Origin of the sequence: Methylobacterium sp. 092160098-2 (genome assembly GCF_028920805.1) — a bacterium.
Lineage (GTDB): Bacteria > Pseudomonadota > Alphaproteobacteria > Rhizobiales > Beijerinckiaceae > Methylobacterium > Methylobacterium fujisawaense.
In genome coordinates this window covers 1,037,443-1,056,997 of sequence record NZ_JAQPZJ010000001.1, presented here as the reverse complement: position 1 = coordinate 1,056,997, position 19,555 = coordinate 1,037,443, and the positions used below count along the sequence as shown (strand labels likewise).

Annotated in this window: 14 protein-coding genes; 3 read left to right on the top strand and 11 right to left on the bottom strand. The window is 70.1% G+C overall.

Annotated features, from left to right (window positions below):
- Positions 1 to 193 precede the first annotated feature (193 nt).
- Positions 194 to 2,704, bottom strand: a complete 2,511-nt coding sequence (locus PQI07_RS04915) for a sensor histidine kinase (protein WP_274926174.1) — start codon at positions 2,702 to 2,704, stop codon at positions 194 to 196.
- 269 nt (positions 2,705 to 2,973) lie between these two features.
- Here PQI07_RS04915 and PQI07_RS04910 point away from each other — a divergent pair, with 269 nt between their 5' ends.
- Positions 2,974 to 3,462 (top strand): phasin, encoded by a 489-nt coding sequence (locus PQI07_RS04910; RefSeq protein WP_274926173.1) that lies wholly within the window; start codon positions 2,974 to 2,976, stop codon positions 3,460 to 3,462.
- Between the two features lie 131 nt (positions 3,463 to 3,593).
- Positions 3,594 to 3,929 carry a hypothetical protein gene (locus PQI07_RS04905; RefSeq protein WP_051044905.1) on the top strand — a complete coding sequence of 112 codons (336 nt, stop codon included), beginning with the start codon at positions 3,594 to 3,596 and terminating at the stop codon, positions 3,927 to 3,929.
- Between the two features lie 83 nt (positions 3,930 to 4,012).
- Here the strand turns inward: PQI07_RS04905 and PQI07_RS04900 are convergent, their stop codons facing one another.
- The 5 genes from PQI07_RS04900 to PQI07_RS04880 form a co-directional block, all read right to left on the bottom strand.
- A complete protein-coding gene (locus tag PQI07_RS04900; RefSeq protein WP_043760497.1) occupies positions 4,013 to 4,660 on the bottom strand; it encodes a L,D-transpeptidase in 648 nt (215 codons plus the stop codon).
- Positions 4,661 to 4,813: 153 nt separating this feature from the next.
- Positions 4,814 to 5,632, bottom strand: coding sequence for a transglutaminase-like domain-containing protein (locus tag PQI07_RS04895; RefSeq protein WP_274926172.1), 819 nt, complete (start codon positions 5,630 to 5,632; stop codon positions 4,814 to 4,816).
- A 77-nt stretch (positions 5,633 to 5,709) separates the two neighbouring features.
- Positions 5,710 to 6,639 (bottom strand): transglutaminase family protein, encoded by a 930-nt coding sequence (locus PQI07_RS04890; protein ID WP_179698939.1) that lies wholly within the window; start codon positions 6,637 to 6,639, stop codon positions 5,710 to 5,712.
- A gap of 225 nt (positions 6,640 to 6,864) precedes the next feature.
- Positions 6,865 to 7,461 carry a response regulator gene (locus PQI07_RS04885; protein WP_078947027.1) on the bottom strand — a complete coding sequence of 199 codons (597 nt, stop codon included), beginning with the start codon at positions 7,459 to 7,461 and terminating at the stop codon, positions 6,865 to 6,867.
- A 119-nt stretch (positions 7,462 to 7,580) separates the two neighbouring features.
- A complete protein-coding gene (locus PQI07_RS04880; protein WP_043760503.1) occupies positions 7,581 to 8,747 on the bottom strand; it encodes a transglycosylase SLT domain-containing protein in 1,167 nt (388 codons plus the stop codon).
- Positions 8,748 to 8,976: 229 nt separating this feature from the next.
- Here PQI07_RS04880 and alaS point away from each other — a divergent pair, with 229 nt between their 5' ends.
- Entirely contained in the window at positions 8,977 to 11,655 is a 2,679-nt protein-coding gene (gene alaS / locus PQI07_RS04875; RefSeq protein WP_274926171.1) for an alanine--tRNA ligase, read from the top strand.
- A gap of 431 nt (positions 11,656 to 12,086) precedes the next feature.
- Here alaS and PQI07_RS04870 read toward each other — a convergent pair whose 3' ends face one another.
- From PQI07_RS04870 to mdeB, 5 genes are all read right to left on the bottom strand, one after another.
- Complete coding sequence (locus PQI07_RS04870; RefSeq protein WP_274926170.1) at positions 12,087 to 12,497, bottom strand: DUF2147 domain-containing protein; 411 nt, start codon at positions 12,495 to 12,497, stop codon at positions 12,087 to 12,089.
- A 36-nt stretch (positions 12,498 to 12,533) separates the two neighbouring features.
- Positions 12,534 to 13,121 carry a hypothetical protein gene (locus PQI07_RS04865; protein ID WP_043381805.1) on the bottom strand — a complete coding sequence of 196 codons (588 nt, stop codon included), beginning with the start codon at positions 13,119 to 13,121 and terminating at the stop codon, positions 12,534 to 12,536.
- A 338-nt stretch (positions 13,122 to 13,459) separates the two neighbouring features.
- Entirely contained in the window at positions 13,460 to 15,169 is a 1,710-nt protein-coding gene (lpdA, locus tag PQI07_RS04860) for a dihydrolipoyl dehydrogenase (protein ID WP_274926169.1), read from the bottom strand.
- A gap of 11 nt (positions 15,170 to 15,180) precedes the next feature.
- Positions 15,181 to 16,557: a 2-oxo acid dehydrogenase subunit E2 gene (locus tag PQI07_RS04855; RefSeq protein WP_274926168.1), complete on the bottom strand. Its 1,377-nt coding sequence runs from the start codon at positions 16,555 to 16,557 to the stop codon at positions 15,181 to 15,183.
- A 241-nt stretch (positions 16,558 to 16,798) separates the two neighbouring features.
- The gene (mdeB, locus tag PQI07_RS04850; RefSeq protein WP_274926167.1) at positions 16,799 to 19,486 is read right to left on the bottom strand and encodes an alpha-ketoglutarate dehydrogenase; all 2,688 of its coding nucleotides are present in this window, start codon (positions 19,484 to 19,486) and stop codon (positions 16,799 to 16,801) included.
- Positions 19,487 to 19,555 lie beyond the last annotated feature (69 nt).

The window sequence follows — 19,555 nt, the reverse complement described above, 5'->3', positions numbered from 1 at the left end:
TTCGCGCGCGCTCAGATCAAGTCCCGTAAATAAATTGGGCACAATGTAAGAGCTGATTGAGGCTTCGATGCTGCGCTGTCAAGCGCGGGGAGCCTGGCGAACGATCACCCGCCGTCCTCTGTTTCCGCCCCCGGACGATGGCCGGTACAGGGCGCGCTTTCGGGGACGCGTCGGCGCGCGATCGGCCAGGGACCTATCCGTTCGCCACCCGTCGCGTCGGCATGATGATTTCCACGAGCGTGCCGTCTTCCGGGCGTGCGGAGAGCTGGAGGCGGCCGCCGTTGGCCTCCACCAGGGCACGCGGCAGTGCCAGCCCGTCCTCGACGGATTCCTTCGGGTCTTCCACCCGCGGAGCAGGCCCGGCGCCGGTACCGCGCACCCGCAGGGCAACGGCCGCCCGTTCCGCCGACCCGGTGGAAACGATGATCTGGCTTCCGGCGGCGGAGCGTCGGATCGCGTTCTCGATCACGAGGCTGGCCGCGCGGCTGACCGAGCGCTCGTCGGCTTCCAAGTCGCCGAGATCGGTGGAGAAGCTCGTCCGCATGACGACCCGGCCCCGCGCTGCCTCGCCCTGAAGGCGGGCGACGCAACCCGCCACGACGTCGTTGAGGTCGAGAGCGCGGGGTTCGAGGCGCAGCGAACCGGCCTCGACTGCGGCAAGATCCAGAAGCTTGCCGACCCGTTCCAGGATCGTCTCGCCCGACGCTTTGATCTCCGCCAGGCACTCCCTGTAGCGCGTGTCGCCGAGGGGCCCGAAGGGCTCCTTCAGCATCGCGTTTGCCAGATCGATCATCCCGGTGACGGGGCCGCGCACGGCGCCGTCGAGCCGGCTCAAGGCCTCTCCGCCGCCCGGCACGGTTTCCGGGCGACTGGCTGCGCCCGCCTCTCCGGGCGCCGCGCGACCGGCATGGTCGAGCGTGACCACCCGTCGTCCAAGAGGCCCCGCGACGGCGAGCGACATCGGCTTGCCGGCGAGGACAATGGAGCGCCGCTCCGGGGCCGCGCCGCGCAGGGCATCGGCGATCGTCAGGACGCTCTGACGGTCGAACAGGCTGACGAAACTGCCGCCGACGACCTCGCGCGGATCGCATCCGAACAGGCCGGCCGCGGCGTGGTTCAACGCGACGATGCGGCCGGCCCCGTCGACGGTGACGACCCCAATCTCCAGTGCGTCCAGGGCCGCCTCGGCACGGGCCGTCCGTTCCGTCTGGGCGGCGCGGGCGAGGCGCTCGGCGGTGAGCGCATCCGCGACATCGGCCTCATCGACCGGGCGCGCGATCAGGCACGTCGCAGCGGCGCCTGCCCAGCTGAAGGCGCCGCTCAGCAGTTCCACCGGACGCGTATGGCCCTCGACCGTCTTCACCGTGGTCCGGCGTGCCGCGTCGCCAAGCGCGTCGCCAAGCGCATCGCCAAGGGCGTCCGAAGGCGGCAGACCCGGGAGAAGTCCGGAGAGCCCGGTGCGGGCGAGGCTCGGCAGGTCGGGATGGCCTGTCAGATCCAGAAAGCCGCGATTGGCGGCGACGATGGTGCCGTTGTGGTGGATCAGCGTCGGCAGCGGCAGACCCGCGAGAAGGTCTGCCTGCGGAGGAGCGGCCACGTCGACGGGCGGCTCGACATTGGCCCCGTCGGTTTCCGTGCTGGCCTGCTCGGAGGCCACGGGCAGATCCACTGGATTGGTCTGCGGCGCGGGGAACGGCATCACCGCGCCGCTCTCGGCCTTCGGCGCCCCTGATTCAGGATCGACCTCGTCGCCGGCATAGCGTGCGCCCAGCGCCCGGGCGATTTCCCGGAAGGCGGCATGCTCATCAGTCGAGAGCGGTGTCGCGATGAGATCCGGCGCAGGCGCGACCGGGCTTTCGGCTTCGACGGGCTCGGGGAGAGGCGACGCGGGCGCCGAAACCGACGATTCCGGCGGCGGCGCCGCGGGCTCGGCGACGACCTTGATCGCGTTCGGCGCGCTCCGGATCAGGCCGAACCCGCCGAAGCCGGAGAACGCAGCATCACCCCGCCCCAGAGGGGCGCCGGAGAGATCGACCCGGAACGGCCCGGTGCCGGCATCGAGCACCGCCGATTCGCCGCGGAAGGTTCGCCGGTCGCGCAGGGCCGCCAGCACGGAGTCGGCTTCGGACAGGAGGCCTGTCGCCGCCATGTCCTGCCACCGCTGCCCCACGAGGCCCGCGAGGGCCTCCGGCCCGGTGAGGGTGGTCAGGACACCCGCGGCATCGATGCGCCACAAGAAGCGGTTGTCCCGCCCCATCGCGGATGGCGTCGCCTGCGGATGCGCCGGCGGCGCGCTTGCGCTCGCCGGGGGCGCGACGGGGCGGACCGGCCGGGCGCGGGCGGCGGTCACGGGCGTGGTCGGTACCACGAGGATGGCGGGACGACCGTCCGCCTGAGTTCCACGCGCCAGCCAGCACAGTGCCGGGGGGGCGATGCGGCGGACATCCAGGCGCAGGCGCGCGAGGCGGGGCGCGGCGTCCCCTGCGGTCGCGGCCACAATCTGACGGATCAAACCGATGAGCGCGGAGCCGGTCAGGGTTTCGGCCAAGGGCACCGCCGCATCGGACGCGTAGAGGATCTGCCCCGCCGACGGGTCGATCACGAAATGCACGGTGTCCCGAGCGCCGAGCGTGGCGGCCAGGGCCGGCACGCGCGCCCAGGCCGCGAAGGCAGTCGCCAGCCCGGGCTGGGCTGCACCGGCCATCGGTGTCACTGTCGTCTCCAAAGCCCGCGACCTCGAACCCAAACGCGATCCGTCACGTTCCAAGGGCTCGCTTTGCCCGAGAAACGCCCGTGACCGTAGCCCTATTGTAAACTCCCTTGCGCCGCGACGCTGGACTCTGGGCGCAACCGTCACACGTTTACGTCATGGCAACCTTAACGCCATGGGCGTGGGTGGCATAAGGCGGCGAATCAGATATTGTGCACCGCACAAAGCGCCATCCACAGAGCAATCAAGAGAGGAGACGTAGGATGAGCACCCCCCCGAATTACGAAGTCCCGGCTGAGATGCGTGACTTTGCCGAGAAGAGCGTCGAGCAGGCCCGCAAGGCCTTCGACAGCTTCATCGGCGCGGCCCGCCGCACGGCCGATACCGTGCAGGGTTCGGCCGAAATGGCCCGATCCAACGCGCTGGACGTCTCCTCGCGCGGCTTCGAGTATGCCGAGCAGAACGTGAACGCGGCCTTCGATCTCGCCCAGAAGCTGGTTCGCGCCAAGGACGTTCAGGAGGCCATGCAGCACCAGGCTGAGTTCGTGCGCAGCCAGTTCGCCGCCATTCAGGCGCAGGCCAAGGAGTTCAGCGGTCTCGCGCAGAGCGCGATGCAGCAGGGCGCCGAGCGTGCCAAGTCGGCGATGCAGCAGGGGGCCGACGAGGCCCGCAAGGCCATGGAGCAGGGCCAGGACGCCGCCAAGCAGACGGCCCAGGACGCCCAGGACGCCGCCGAGCGCGCGACGCACTGAGGCCTGCACCGATTAACGGGGCTGCGACCCGTTCCCGGGCTCCGGGGGCGGGTCGTCTCGTTTTCGCCGGTATTGCCGCCGAGAGCCGCCGGGCGGACGCGTTGAGTCCGCGCCGAGCGAAGGAATCAGGGATGCGCCTTACTGTTTCGGGCCGATCCGGCCTGCGTGGTCCGTTCCGGCTCGCGATCGCCGCGCTGGCGCTCGCGGCCGCGTTGCCGGCCGGCGCGGCGCGGGCCCAATATTACGACGATCCGGGTTACGACGGCGAATACCGGCCTGTCCCCCGCCGGGCGCAGCGCGCCCCCGTCGGTTACAACTGCGATGCGGTCCAGCAGGGCATCACCGGACCGAAGCCGTTCTCGTGTCCTCTGCCCGGCCCGCGGCCCCTCGGCGTGCGCTGCTTCTGCGACATGCCGATCGCCTCGTTCAGCCCGCCGCAGACCGCTGTCGGGCGCGTCGTCCCGTAACGCAAAGGGCCGCGCACCCGGATGGGTGGCGCGGCTGGTAACGTGGATCGGGGTCCGGCGAGGATGGTCCCGCCGGATCGAACTCAGTTCAGAACGACAACCTTGGCGCCGACCTTCACACGCTCGTAGAGGTCGGTGACGTCGTCATTGGTCATCCGGATGCAGCCCGACGACACCGCCTGACCGATCGTGTCCGGCTCGTTGGAGCCGTGGATGCGATACTCGGTGCTGCCGATATACATGGCACGGGCGCCGAGCGGATTCTCGATGCCGCCGGCCATGTAGCGCGGCAGGTCGGGACGGCGGGCGATCATGGCCTTCGGGGGCGTCCACGACGGCCACTCGCGCTTGGCGGTGATCTTGTTGGTGCCGCTCCAGCTGAAGCCCGGGCGACCGACGCCGACGCCGTAGCGGATCGCCTGACCATCGCCCAGAACGAAGTACAGGCGGCGCTCGGCGGTGGAGACCACGATGGTGCCGGGCGCGTAGTTCGCGTTGAACGCCACGACCTCACGGGGGATCGGCTGGACCTGCGCCTGCGGCGCCGCCTGCACGCCCTGACCATAGCCCGGGGCGTAAGTGCCCTGGTAACCGTACTGTCCCTGATCCGAGTAGTACTCGTCGGAGCCGTCCGTACCGAAGGGATCGTACGACGAAGCGGCGAGGGCTGGCGTTGCGGCAAGAACAGCCACGCCGAGGAGCGCGCCGAGTGCGGTGACCGAGGTCTTCATGAGTGGCCTGCCTGTGCGATAACCTTTGCCTTTACAAGCGTGAGCATAGGCAGGCAGTTCCACACATCCGCCATGAATTTGCTGTTGGGCGGAATACGCAGGGCCGCTCGACCGTGCGGTGCGCCGCGGCTCGGGCCAGGGCCCGCGGCTTGCTCAGGTCACCTCGTCGGTGTGGATGTCGAACCGTGCGAGGTGGGCGTAGCCGAAATTGGTCGAGATCGCGCAGTCGGTGGCGTCGCGGCCGCGGGCCATGACGATGCGGCCGATCCGGGGCCGGTTGTGGCGGGCGTCGAACGTGTACCAGCGCGGCCCGTCGGGCCCGTGGAGGTAGACCTCGAACCACGCGGAGAAGTCCATCGGCGCCGGATCCTTCGGCACGCCGATGTCGCCCAGATAGCCGGTGGCATAGCGCGCCGGGATGTTCATGCACCGGCACAGGGCGATCGCCAGATGCGCGAAGTCCCGGCAGACACCCTCGCGCTGCATGAAGGTGTCATGCGCACTCCTCGTGGCATCGGCGCGTTGATAGTCGAAGCGGATCCGCTCGTGCGTGTAGTCGACGATGGCCTGGACGCGCGCCCAGCCCTCCGGCGTGGTGCCGAACAGCGACCACGCCGTCTGCGAGAGCCTGTCGGTGTCGCAGTAGCGTGAGCCCAGCAGGAAGATCAGGACATCGTCGGGCAGATCTTGGACCGGGATCTGGCGGGCCTCCGGCACGACCGGATCGGGCAGCCCCGTATCGTGAACGGTGAGGTCCGTCGAGATCGTCAGCTGTCCGGGCGGCGCGACGATCCGGTGGCAGATGTTGTCGAAGGCGTCGCGGTATTCGCGAGCCTGGAGCGGCGGATCGAAGCCGATTCCATGCGGGGTCGTCACGTCCGGCATCCGTGAAGGATGGACGCTGAGCATCAAAATCATCGGTGTTGGCTGCGACAACGTGAATGCAATCTCGAAACCCGTTCTGATCTTCATCGCGGCCACCTTGCTCTGTCGCCTTCCGCGCGCACTCGCCGCGCATGCCTGTCCCGGATCCGGATCCTCACCCGTGCTCAACGCGCGAGGGGCGGCGGCAGCCCTTGCAGGCTGTGGGTCGTCGCCCCGTCGGTGGGCAATTCCACCACGTTGACATCGACGCGCATGCCGAGATCGTCGCTGCTGAGGCCGAAGAAGGAGCCGTGCAGCGGAACAGCTTGAGCGGGGTCTCGGGCCACCGCCACGCGGATCAGGTCGCGGTTGCCGACGATGCCGTTGGTCGGGTCGAACTCGACCCAGCCCGCGCCGGGCAGGTAGACCTGCAGCCACGCATGGGTGGAGCCGCCGCCCACGTGGCGGGCGCGGTCGTTCCGGGGATTGTAGAGATATCCGGAGACGAACCGGGCGGCCATGCCCAGCGCGCGCACGCCCTCCATCATCAGCACGGCGAAGTCCCGGCAGGATCCGAGCTTCGTGCGCAGCGTCGTCAGCGGATCCTGCACGCCCTTCTCGGCACGGGCCAGATAGGTGAAGTTCGCGCGTACGCTGCGCGTCATGGCGGCCAGCAATTCCTGCGTTGGGATGCGTCCCTGAGGCGGCAGGAAGCTTCGCGCCCAGGCATCGACCTCGTGGCGCGGGTCGGGCCATTGCCGCTCGATCGAGCGGGCGAGATCCGGCATGTCCTCGGCACCGTAGCCGAACGGATAGTGCGTCGCGTGCGGTGCGAGCGGGAACACCGGCGCGTGTTCCGGCGTGTGGTCGAGGGTGATGCCGCAATCGAAGGTCAGGACTTCGGCGCGGATGTCGAAGGTCGTGACGGCCACACAATTTCCGAACACGTCGAACAGCCAGCGCTGGGAGGCCGGTTCGGGCGTGATGTCGAGGGTCGCCGCGATCAACCGCTGATCGTAGCTGTCGCGCGGCCGGAACATGATCCGGTGCTCACCGAAGGCGACCGGCCGTCGATACCGGTAAGTCGTGCGGTGGCGGACAGACAGGATCGGCAACGTCACAGTCTCCCGGCTCGTGCCGACACGACCGGCGGTCATGCAAGGGCCGGGCCTTCCCGGTCCGCATCGTGCAGCGACGATACGGGTCCGACGGCCCGCACAGATCCGGGCTCACGACCCGTCCGGATTCCCGGTCCTGCCGTCAGGCGCGGGTGACGCGTCCGGGCTCTGCCGGATGGTTCGAGAGCGAGGATGAACGCGCTCGGGGGAGGCCGCCAGCTCTCAAACGACCGGAGGAGCCGGATCGGAAGTGGCGCGCTCGGCTTCGACCAGCACGTCCAGGGGGCGCCAGGGCTTGGCGATGAACACGGCTTCGGGCGGCATCTCCGGCCGCGGCAGGCCATGCCCGGAGGTGATCACCAGCCGGGCCCGCGGCCACAAGGTCGCCACCGCGCGGGCGAGCTGGAGGCCGTCCATATGGCCGGCCAGCCGGACATCGGCGAAGACCAGGGCGACGTCGCCGCCGCGTGCCTGCAGCACCGACAGCGCGGCCTCGGCGCTGTCGCAGCCGACCACGTCGAGTTCCGTCTCTTCGAGCAGGGTCTCGGCCAAGGCCCGAATCGCGGGATCGTCCTCGACGACGAGGGCGACGCGCCGCGGATCGGTCTCGGCCGCCACGGCGACCGGCCCGGCTGCGGCGACCCTGTCGTCCTCGGTCTGCCGGACGCGGCGCACCAGGGCGGCGAGGTGCTCCGGCATGCCCTCGGACACCAGATCATCGTAGAACGACGCCAGTGTCTGACCGATCTGGTCGAGAGGAATACCTGGCGACAGCGTATCATTGAGCGGCAGGGGCGCGCTCGTTCCGTGCTTTTTCAAGGACTTCCCCCGAAGTCGAACGTCGTGCCGCTCAAGGAGGCGGCGCTTGAGGAGGAAAGTCGGCAATCCGCCCCTGGTTGCGCGCGACGTTGGGAATCCCGCATCGCACCCGCCGCCCGTTACGGCGTGGCGAGGCCCAGGTCGGCGTCGGCGTAAGCCATGATCCCGGACACTTCGCGGACGTTCTGATAGCGCGTGCCGCGGGTGCTCATCATCGCCTCGAACTTCTCGTGGACCTGTGCCACCGACAGGCTCATCGGCTTGCGGTGACGTCCGCGCCCGACGAAGCGCCCGGCGGCGAAGAATATCGAGCGGTTGGCCCGGGCCGGGCCCGGGAGCAGGGCCGCCGCGGCGGCGGCCGGCTTATTCACGACGTTGGCGAGGAACTCCCCGGCATCGTCCGGCCCGAGGAAGTGGGCGAGGTAGACCTCGCCGAGGGTCAGCTCGCGGCCGATGCGCAGGGCGATGCGGGCCGCGTCGCGCTTCAGCATCTCGCCGGCCATCAGGGCCGACAGGTACGGGTCGCGGCGCAGCTCCAGCACACGGGCGCGTTCCGCCTGATCGGCGATCACCGGCCGGTCGTTGGCGTCGGACGTGATCGACGCGGCCTCCTTCTCCAGCCCGTATTTGGGCCCGAAGTCGCGGACCACACCGAGCCAGGTCCGCTCAATGAACTGGAAGAGGCCCGTCGCTGAGGAAGTCTTGGCCTGAACGGCCGTGACGAAGCTCGACTCCTTGTCGGCAACTGCCATCAGCAGCACCGGATCGGTCTGAACGGCCTGGGCCGCCCGCACGATCGTCTGCACCAAGTGGCGCCGGATCTTCATCGGGCCGAATTCGAGAATGTCGTTGGGGTCGCCGGCGGCGCTCTCGGAGAGAAGGAAGTCGTACGACACGCGGTCGACCGTGTTGGAGCCGAGATCGGTGTCGAGATCGTGCACGGGGGCGAAACTGGAGGCGGCGCGGAGCGGCGTCTGGTCGAGCTCGGTATTGAGGGCGACTGTGTGGATGCGCGGGCGCGGCATCGGGAGTTCGGTAGCGGCTTCCGCCGTGGACACGGCCGGCGACAGGCCGACCTTGGCGAGATCCACGCCCGATCCGATCAGCGCGGCGCTGAGGCCGCCGGCGATCATCGACACGGTGAGCAGCGAGCGGAACAGCGCGGGGCGGCTGCCATGGGCACGGCCCAGCATGGGCTGTGCGGCGATCACGTCGGCGCGGTTCGAGCCGAAATGGCTCTGCTTGCCGGTGATGGTCCTCGGCGATCCGACCGTGCGGCCCTGCATCGTTATCCCGACTCTCCACACGCCGTTGTGGCGCTACGGACTCACCATCGCTTGACAGATGTGGCGACAACACGGCCGTGCTTGTGGCCGAGTTGCGGCGTCCCGGGGAGATTTCGGGGCAGGCCGCCCGTGACTCGCGCGGCATCCCTCCTTAAGAGGGCGCCATGCGGGCGCCGGGCGGATGACGCGCGGCCGCCCTTTCCCGTCCGTCCTGCCAGAGTCAGCCCCGATGAGCGGCGTCAACGAGATCCGGTCGACCTTCCTCGACTACTTCGCCAAGGCGGGACACGAGGTCGTGCCCTCCTCGAGCCTCGTGCCGAAGAACGATCCGACGCTCATGTTCACGAACGCCGGCATGGTGCAGTTCAAGAACGTCTTCACGGGGATGGAGAAGCGCGCCTACGACCGGGCGACGACGGCGCAGAAATGCGTGCGGGCCGGCGGCAAGCACAACGACCTCGACAATGTCGGGTACACGGCACGTCACCACACCTTCTTCGAGATGCTCGGCAACTTCTCGTTTGGCGACTATTTCAAGGACCGGGCGATCGAGCTGGCCTGGACCCTGATCACGAAGGAATTCGGCCTCAAATCCGACAGGCTCCTCGTCACCGTCTACGCCGACGACGACGAGGCCGCCGGCCTGTGGAAGAAGATCGCCGGCTTCCCGGACGAGAAGATCATCCGGATCGGGACCTCCGACAACTTCTGGCAGATGGGCGATACCGGCCCCTGCGGTCCCTGCTCGGAGATCTTCATCGACCAGGGGCCGGCGCTGCAGGGCGGGCCGCCCGGCTCTCCGGACGAGGACGGCGACCGGTTCCTGGAGTTCTGGAACCTCGTGTTCATGCAGTACGAGCAGCTGGAGCCGGGCGTCCGCAACCCGCTGCCGCGGCCGTCGATCGACACCGGCATGGGCCTGGAGCGCATGGCGGCGATCCTCCAGGGCGTCCACTCGAACTACGACACCGACCTGTTCCGCGCCCTCATCGACGCCGTGGCCCACGCCGTGTCGCGGGCGCCGGAGCCGGCGACGCTCGCATCCTACCGGGTGATCGCCGACCACCTGCGGGCGGCCTCCTTCCTGGTGGCCGACGGCGTGCTGCCCGGTAACGAAGGGCGCGGCTACGTGCTGCGCCGGATCATGCGCCGCGCCATGCGCCACGCCGAGATCCTGGGCGCCCGCGAGCCCACCATGTTCCGCCTCGTCCCGACGCTGGTGCGCGAGATGGGCCAAGCCTATCCGGAGTTGATGCGGGCCGAGAGCCTGATCGCCGAGACCCTGAAGCTGGAGGAGACCCGCTTCCGCCGCACCCTCGAGCGGGGCCTGTCGATCCTCGACGCCGAGAGCCGCGATCTCAAGCAGGGCGACAAGCTCTCCGGCGAGACCGCGTTCACCCTTTACGATACCTACGGCTTCCCCCTCGACCTGACGCAGGACGCCCTGAAGGCCCGTGGCATCGGCGTCGATACCGACGCCTTCTCGGCGGCGATGCAGCGTCAGAAGCAGGCGGCCCGCGAGGCCTGGAAGGGCTCGGGCGAGGCGGCCACCGAGACGGTGTGGTTCGGCCTGCGCGAGCGCGTCGGTGCCACCGAGTTCCTGGGCTATGAGACCGAGACGGCCGAGGGCATCGTCACGGCGCTGCTGCGCGACGGCGCCGAGGTACAGAGCCTCGACGCCGGCCAGACCGGCCTCGTCCTCGTCAACCAGACGCCGTTCTACGGGGAATCGGGCGGCCAGGTCGGCGATACCGGCCTGATCCTGGCGCCGGGCGTGCGGGTGCGGGTGACCGACACCCAGAAGAAGCTCGGCGACCTCTTCGTCCACCACGTGACCGTGGAGGAGGGAAGCTTGGGCCTCGACCAGCCGGTAGAGCTCAAGGTCGACCATGTCCGCCGCAAGGCGATCCGGGCCAACCACTCGGCGACCCATCTGCTGCATGAGGCTCTGCGGCAGGTGCTGGGCGATCACGTCGCGCAGAAGGGCTCGCTCGTGAGCCCCGATCGTCTGCGTTTCGACATCAGCCACCCGAAGCCCATCGAGGCGGATGAACTCGCCCGGGTGGAGGACATCGCCAACGCCGTGCTGCTGCAGAACGCGCCGGTCGTGACCAAGCTGATGGCCGTGGACGACGCCATCGCGTCGGGCGCCAGGGCGTTGTTCGGCGAGAAGTACGGCGACGAGGTGCGGGTGGTCTCGATGGGGCTGCCCATCGACGAGGAGGCCGCGCAGGGCCGGCCAAAGACCTTCTCGGTCGAACTGTGCGGCGGCACCCACGCCGGGCGCACCGGCGACATCGGAGCGATCACCATCGTGGGCGAGAGCGCGGTGGGGGCCGGCGTGCGCCGGATCGAGGCTCTTACGGCCGACGCGGCGCGTCATCATCGGGCCGAGGAGGCCCGGACCCTGGCGGCGCTGGCCGGCATTCTCAAGGCTCCGGTCTCCGAGGCGCCCGATCGTCTGACGTCACTGATGGAGGATCGGCGGCGCCTTGAGCGTGAACTGGCCGAGACCCGCCGGAAGCTCGCCATGGGCGGCGAGGGTGGTCCGGGCTCCGGCGCTCAGCAAACTGAGATCGGCGGCGTGGCCTTCCGCCGCTCGGTGGTGGAAGGGCTCGACATGCGCGACCTCAAGCCGATCGTCGATGAGGAGAAGAAGCGTCTGGGCTCCGGCATCGTGGCAGTGGTCGGCGTCGCCCCGGACGGCAAGGCGGGTCTGGTCGTTGGGGTCACGGACGACCTGACCGGGCGCTACGATGCCGTCGGGCTCGTGCGGGCTGGAGCGGGCGCGCTCGGCGGCAAGGGAGGCGGAGGCCGGCGCGACATGGCGCAGGCCGGCGGGCCGAACGGAGCCGGAGCCGAGGCCGCCCTTGACGCCATCGCGCAGGCTCTCACCGAAGCGGCCTGAGACGCCCCCGCAAGGACTTAAGCCGTCTCCGGTGCGGCCGTGGAGGCGAGCGGCGGGGTGGTCGGGGTCCCGCCCTCGGCGGCTTACGTGTTTCCGCCACCGTCGCTGCCCCGCGGTGTCGCCCGCGACGGGGGATTGGCGTTGCCCGCTGCGGCCAGATCGGTCGCCATCCTGTCGTCCGGCCGACCGGTGGGGCAGTGGGTCCCGGTCGCGGCGTGACCGGTAGTGTCGCTCTGCTGGCTCACAACGCCCGAGGCGCGGGCGCGACTGTGCCTGGACTGGGTCCGGCGCGAAGGCGGGCAGGCCAATGAGGCGGGCGAGGAGGGGCTGGGTCATGAGCCCCCGTTTCTGTTTCTGACCCACGCGACCTCAACGGCGCAGACCCGATCCTGAATCGTTGCAGCGCCGGCGCCGGCCTGCGGGGGCGTCTATCATTTGACGCGCGTCCAGGTCTGCTGCTTGCAGAATACGCTCATCACGCAACCGGAGACTTCGAGCGTATCCGGGCCCGTGAGCTTCAGCGAACCGGAATAGGTCTTGCCGTCGTTCGGATTGTAGAGGGAACCCGAGTAGCCGCCGCCTTGGGGTTGACGCGCGTCGAGGATCTGAACGCCCACGACGCTGCGACCGCGCAAGGCCGGATCCGGATTCTTCGCGTCGAGTCCCTTCCCCGGTGCGCTGGCGATCGTCCCACAGAAGCCGCTCCCGCAGGGCGTGATGCGGACGCGGGAACTGCCGGTCTCCGTGAGCCAGAAGCCAGCCGGGTCGGCCGCCAGAACCGGACCGCACGCCGTGCCCATCGCGAGCAGTGTCAGAATCGAGCGACGAAGCCTCGAACCCATCCCTGGTCCTCTCCTGTCCAGAATGCGGATGGGTACTTAGCGCGATGCTCGGGGCAGCGCACTGCCCAGATAAGTCTCGACCACCTCGCAGAACGGCTCGCCGGCGGCAGTCGAGAGCACGGCATCGATCTCGAAGAGCGGATCGTCGGGGCCCGGATCCGTGCGCTGGTCCGGCGCGCGAACCGCGACGGTGTCGCGAACCGGGGCGAGGGGACGCACGACCCGGCCGAAGGGCGTCCGCGTGCTGTCCAGCGTCGCGTTCATCTCCGGCGTGAGGCGTGCGGGCACATACCAATTGTCCGCTTCCGACAGGACGCGGTCGCCGCAGGCGAGGCGGACCCGGCGATAGCGCACGGGCTCGTCCGGCCCGATCGCCAGCCGCGCCCGCTGCACCGCCGTCAGAGGCTTGTCCGCCACCGGTATCCGCTCGGCGACGAGGTGAGGATCCCCCGCAAGCTTGTGGTCGGCACACCAGCTTTCGAGGGCGAAGGTCGCGCTGTGAGCCGCGAGAATGCGGCTCCGCAGCGAGGCGATGAGCGCCTGCGGGCTTTCAGCCGGCGCCGGCGCGGCGGCAGGACCGGACACGGACGCCCCATCGCGCGCAGAACTTGGCGACCCGGTCATCGGGACAAGCGCCGCCAGAGCCACGCGCAGCGCCCACCGGCGGAATGCGGGCTGCCGGGTTCGACGGCCGTCGCGCGTCGATCGATCCCGTGCCAAGTATGGCGAAATACAAAGGGCATGGCGGAAAGACTTTCCGGTGTGCCACAGCATCTCGAGCCATGTCCTCCCAGTCGAAATACCAGGTCTTCGCCGATCGCCGCAGCGTCGAGGCCCGGCAGAACGTGCTGACCGGGCTGTTTCCTGGCCGAGTCGGCGACGCGGGCCAAGATCTATACAAGACGCGTCCATCCGTCGAGCTGCCCGCCGCCTAGCGGACCCGTCCCCTGGCGAAGATGATCCTACCGGCGCCCGACCGGCGGCAGGTCGGTGCAGAGCCCGAGGCCGGCTTCGGCCGCGAGGCCGATCGTCTCGCCGAGGGTCGGATGGGGATGGATGGTCCGGGCGATGTCGGTGGCATCGGCGCCCATCTCGATTCCCAGCGCGACCTCGCCGATCATGTCGCCCGCGCTCGGGCCGACGATGGCGCCGCCGACAACGCGCTTGGTCTGCGCATCGAACAGCAGCTTCGTCAGACCGTAATCGGCGCCGTTGGCGATGGCCCGGCCCGAGGCCGCCCAGGGGAAGCGGGCGACCTCCACGGCCCGCCCCGAGGCCTTGGCCGCCGTTTCCGTCAAGCCCACCCAGGCGATCTCGGGATCGGTGTAGGCCACCGAGGGGATCACGGCGGCATCGAAGCCGGCCTTGTGGCCGGCGGCCACCTCGGCGGCCACGTGCCCCTGGTGGACGGCCTTGTGGGCGAGCATTGGCTGCCCGACGAGATCACCGATGGCGAGAATATGCGGCACGCTGGTCCGCATCTGCGCGTCCACGGGCACGAAGCCGCCATCCAGCACCACGCCGGCGGCGTCGAGGCCCAGGTTCGCGCCGTTCGGACGACGCCCCGCGGCCTGGAGTACGAGGTCGTAGGTCTGCGGCTCGGCCTCGCCAGCGATAGATACGGCGATGCCCTCCGGTGTCGCCTCTGCCGCCATCACCTCCGTACCCGTGCGAAACTGGTCGAACCGATGCGCGTTCCGCTTCGTCCAGACCGCCACGAGATCTCGGTCGACGCCCTCCAGCAGGTTCGGCAGGCGTTCGACCACGTCGACCCGGGCGCCCAGTGCGCTGTAGACGGTCGCCATCTCCAGGCCGATGATGCCACCGCCGATCACCAGCAACCGGCGCGGCACAAAGGGCAGCTCCAGCGCCCCCGTGGAATCCACGATGCGGGGATCGTCCGGCAGCATCGCCAGCGCCACCGGCGACGAGCCCGCGGCCACGATGGCGCTGGCGAAGGTGACGTGGCGCGTGTCGCCGCCATGCAGCGCCACCGAGACCGCGCTCGGGCCCGTGAAGCGTGCGGTCCCGCGGATCACCTCGACCTTGCGCTGGCGCGCCATCTGGGCGAGCCCGTCGGTGAGGCGCCGGACGGTGCCGGCCTTGAAGCTCCGGAGCTTTTCCAGGTCGACCGTCGGTGCGCCGAAGCTGATCCCGTGCGCGGCCAGCCGGACGGCCTCCTCGGTCACCGCAGCCACGTGGAGCAGCGCCTTCGAGGGAATGCAGCCCACGTTGAGGCAGACGCCGCCGAGGGTCGCGTCACGCTCCACCAGGATCACCCGCTGCCCGAGATCGGCGGCCCGGAAGGCGGCCGAGTAGCCGCCCGGTCCGCCGCCGATCACCAGGAGGTCGCAGCCCGCCTCCGCCTGCCGCTTCGGTGGCGGCGCGGCGGGGGCCGGCATAGGTGCCGGCTCGGTGCGCACCTCGGGCGCCTCCACCGCGAGGCGGGCGACGAGAGTGCCGGCCGAGACCGTGTCTCCGAGGCCGACCAGCATCTCCACGAGGCGGCCCGCCGCCGGGGAGGGGATGTCCAGCGTCGCCTTGTCGGATTCGACCACCAGCAGGGTCTGGTCCTTGGCGACCGGCTGGCCGGGCGCCACCGGGATCTCGATGACGGGCACGTCGGCGTAATCCCCGAGATCGGGGACGCGGATGTCGAGGGTCTCGGGCATGGCGGCGGCGGTTACAGGAGGGCGCGGCGGAGGTCCGAGAGGACCGACGCCACATGGCCGAGGAAGCGGGCGGCGGCGACGCCGTCCACGACGCGGTGGTCCCAGGAGAGGCTCAAGGGGAGGATCAGGCGCGGCTGGAAGGCTTTGCCGTCCCACACCGCCTCGGTGCGCGAGCGCGCCGCGCCCAGGATCGCGACCTCGGGGGCGTTGATGATCGGCGTGAAGCCGTCGCCGCCGATGCCGCCGAGCGACGAGACCGAGAAGCAGCCGCCCTGCATGTCCGAGCCCGGGAGGGTTCCTACCCGGGCCTTCTCGGCCATCGCGGCCATCTCGGTGGCGATCTCGATCAGGCCCTTGCGGTCGCAGTCGCGCACCACCGGCACCATCAGGCCCTTCGGCGTGTCCACCGCGAAGCCGACATGGACGTAGTCCTTCAGGACCAGCTCGCCGCCCGCCAGGGAGGAATTGAAGCGCGGGTAGGCGCGCAGCGCCGAGGCCGCCGCCTTGATCAGGAAGGCCACCATGGTGACCTTCGCGGGCGGCGTGCGGGTCTCCGTGTTCAGGCCGACCCGGAACGACTCGATCTCGGTGACGTCGGCCCGGTCGAAATTGGTCACGTGCGGGATCGTGAGCCAGTTGCGGCTGAGATTGGCCCCCGAGAGACTCTGGATGCGCGACAGCGGTTCGCGCCGGACCGGGCCGTATTTGGCGAAGTCCACGTCCGGCCAGGGCGGCAGGCCGGCGCCGATGCCGGACGCGGCGGCGGGCGCCGGGACCGGCGCGCCGAGCGCCGCCTTGACGAAGGCGTGTACGTCCTCGCGCAGGATCCGCCCTTTGGGCCCGGTGGCGGCGACGCGGTCCAGCTCCACGCCGAGCTCGCGGGCGAGTTGGCGGACGGACGGGCTGGCATGCACCGCGCCGCGGTTCGCCTGGATCGGATCGGCCTGTATCGGCTCCGGCGAGGCGCGACCGGCTCCCTCTCCCGTCCGGGAGAGAGTTGGGGTGAGGGGGGCGCCGTCTCCGGACAACCCTGATGCCTCACTCTGTCCCTCTCCCGAACGGGAAAGGGGACCCGCGCTCCGCTCGGGGGACGACGCGGCCGCGGCAGCGGGGGGGGCGTCCGGCACCGGTGCGGCCCCGCTGCCCTCCGCGGGCTCCACCGTCAGGATCGGGGTTCCTTCCGACACCTTCGACCCCACGGAGACCAGCAACTCGCGGACGATGCCGGCGACCGGGGAGGGAACCTCCATGGTGGCCTTGTCGGACTCGATGCTGAGGATCAGGTCGTCCACCGCGAGGCGGTCGCCGGGCTTCACCAGAAGCTCGATGACCGGCACGTCCCGATAGTCGCCGATATCCGGAAGGGCGATCTGCAGCGCGGCGCTCATGCGGGTGGAATTCCGGTTGCTGGAAGGCTGTTACGGCCTGTCCGCGTGCGGGCAGGGGAAGAGAGGCGCGATGTCGTCGACGCGCCGGATCTCCCAGCCACGCCCTCATCCTGAGGCGCCGGAGCGCAGCGGAGGCCTCGAAGGAGGGCTCCAGGGATCGCACGGCCGGCTGGAGAGCTCCTTCGAGGCGCGCTGCGCGCGCACCTCAGGATGAGGTCGCGGGTGGGTTCGCCGGTTGGCCTCAGATCGTCCAGGGCGCGGGCGCGTCCGCCGCGATGCCGTAGCGGCGGATCGCGTCCGCCACCGTGGCGCGCGGCACCGTCCCGGCTTCCGCCAGGGCGTGCAGCGCCGCGATGACCACGTGCTGCCGGTCGACCTCGAAGAACCGGCGGAGCGCGTTGCGGGTGTCGCTCCTCCCGAACCCGTCTGTGCCGAGGGCGACGAAGCGCGCGCCGACATAGGAGGCGATCAGCTGCGGGTAGGCCCGGACGTAGTCGCTCGCCGCGACGATGGGCGCCGTGCCCGGCAGCAGCGCCGCCACGTGGCTGACCGGCGCCTCGGCTTCCGGGTTGAGCATCGCCTGCCGCTCGGCCTCGCGGGCGTCGCGGGCCAGCTCGCTGAAGCTCGTCACGCTGAACACCTCGGCGGCGACGCCGAAATCCTGCGCGAGCAGCTCCGCCGCCGCGATCACCTCCGGCAGGATCGCCCCGGAGCCGAGAAGCCGCACGGCGGCGGCGCCCGTCCCTTGCCCGGCCTCGGGCCCCGACAGCCGGTACATGCCCTTCAGGATCCCGGCCTCCGCCCCCTGCGGCATGGAGGGCTGGGCGTAGTTCTCGTTCATCGCGGTGAGGTAGTAGAAGGCGTCCTCGCCCTCCTCCATCATCGCCCGGGCGCCCCGGTCGACGATCACCGCCATCTCGTACGCGAAGGCCGGATCGTAGGCCCGACAGTTCGGGATCGCGGCCGCCTGCATGTGGCTCGACCCGTCCTGGTGCTGAAGGCCCTCGCCGCCCAGCGTGGTCCGGCCCGCCGTGGCGCCGATCAGGAAGCCGCGGGCCCGTTGGTCGGCCGCCGCCCAGATCAGGTCGCCGACCCGCTGGAAGCCGAACATCGAGTAGTAGATGTAGAACGGCAGCATCGACAGGCCGTGGACGCTGTAGGCCGTGGCCGCCGCCGTCCAGGACGAGATCGCCCCGGCCTCGGTGATGCCTTCCTCCAGGAGCTGACCGTCCCGGGCCTCGCGGTAGTAGAGCATCGAGCCGGCATCCTCCGGCTCGTAGAGCTGGCCCTGCGGCGCGTAGATCCCGACCTGCCGGAACAGGTTGGCCATGCCGAAGGTCCGGGCCTCGTCGGCGACGATCGGGACGATGCGCGGCCCGAGATCCTTGTGCTTCAGGAGGTTGCCGAATAGGCGCACCACCGCCGTGGTGGTCGACATCTCCTTGCCGCCCGCTTCGAGCGCGAAGCCCGCGTAGGTCGAGAGGGCCGGCACCGAGACGGTCGGCGCCGTGCGGCGGCGGGCCGGCAGGACGCCGCCGAGCGTCTCGCGGCGCTCGCGCAGGTAGCGCATCTCGGCGCCGTCCTCGGCCGGCTTGTAGAAGGCCAGACCCTCCACCTGGGCATCCGACAGCGGCAGGGCGAACCGGTCGCGGAAGGCGCGCAGCGCGTCCACGTTGAGCTTCTTGGCCTGGTGGGCGGTCATGCGCGACTCGCCCGCGCCGCCCATGCCGTAGCCCTTCTTGGTCTTGGCCAGGATCACCGTCGGCCGGCCCTTGGTGGCCTTGGCGGCGGCGAAGGCCGCGTAGAGCTTGCGGAAGTCGTGGCCGCCGCGCTTCAGCCGGTCGACATCGGCGTCCGACATGTGGGCGACGAGCTCGCGCACCTCCGGATCCTCGCCGAAGAAGTGGGCGAGGTTGTAGGCGCCGTCCTTGGCGCCCAGCGTCTGGTACTTGCCGTCCACCGTGTCGGCGAAGCGCCGCAGCAGGGCGTGGTTGGTGTCGCGGGCGAAGATCCCGTCCCACTCCGAACCCCACAGCACCTTGATGACGTTCCAGCCCGCGCCCCGGAACAGGCTCTCCAGCTCCTGGATGATCTGGCCGTTGCCGCGCACCGGTCCGTCGAGCCGCTGCAGGTTGCAGTTGATGACGAAGGTCAGGTTGTCGAGGTTCTCGCGCGCCGCCAGTGCGAGGCCGCCGATCGACTCCGGCTCGTCCATCTCGCCGTCGCCGAACACGCCCCAGACGTGGCGGCCGGACGTGTCGGCCAGGCCCCGGTCGGCGAGGTAGCGCATGAACCGCGCCTGATAGACCGCGTGGATCGGCCCGATGCCCATCGAGCCGGTGGGGACCTGCCAGAAATCCGGCATCAGCCAGGGATGCGGATAGGAGCACAGACCGTCGCCGGCGATCTCCTGGCGGTAGTGCTTCAGCTGCTCCTCGGAGAGCCGCCCCTCGAGGAAGGCCCGGGCGTAGACGCCGGGGGCCGAGTGCGGCTGGAAATAGACGAGGTCGCCGTCCGTCCCGCCCTTGAAGAAGTGGTTGAAGCCGACCTCGAACAGCTCCGCCGCCGAGGCGTAGCTGGCCACGTGGCCGCCGAGCTCGCCGTAGGCCATGTTGGCGCGCACCACCATGGCGAGCGCGTTCCAGCGCATGATCGAGGTCAGGCGCTCCTCGATGTCGAGATCGCCGGGGTAGCGCGGCTGCTTCTCCAGCGAAACCGTGTTCCGGTAGGGCGAGTAGGGCAGGGCCTCGTCGAGGATGCCGATCTCCTTCGAGCGCCGCTCCAGGCGGTCGAGGATGAACCGCGCCCGGGCCGCGCCCTCGGTGCGGAAGACGGATTCCAGCGCGGCGAGCCAGTCCTGGGTCTCGGCCGGGTCGTGATCGACCTCGGCGGACCGCGCGATCGTGGCTTTCGGCGGTATGGCGTTCATCGACGCGGCCTCCCTTATTCCCCCGATCATACGGGGATCGGGACGGCGGGACATGCCGAAGATTTGCTT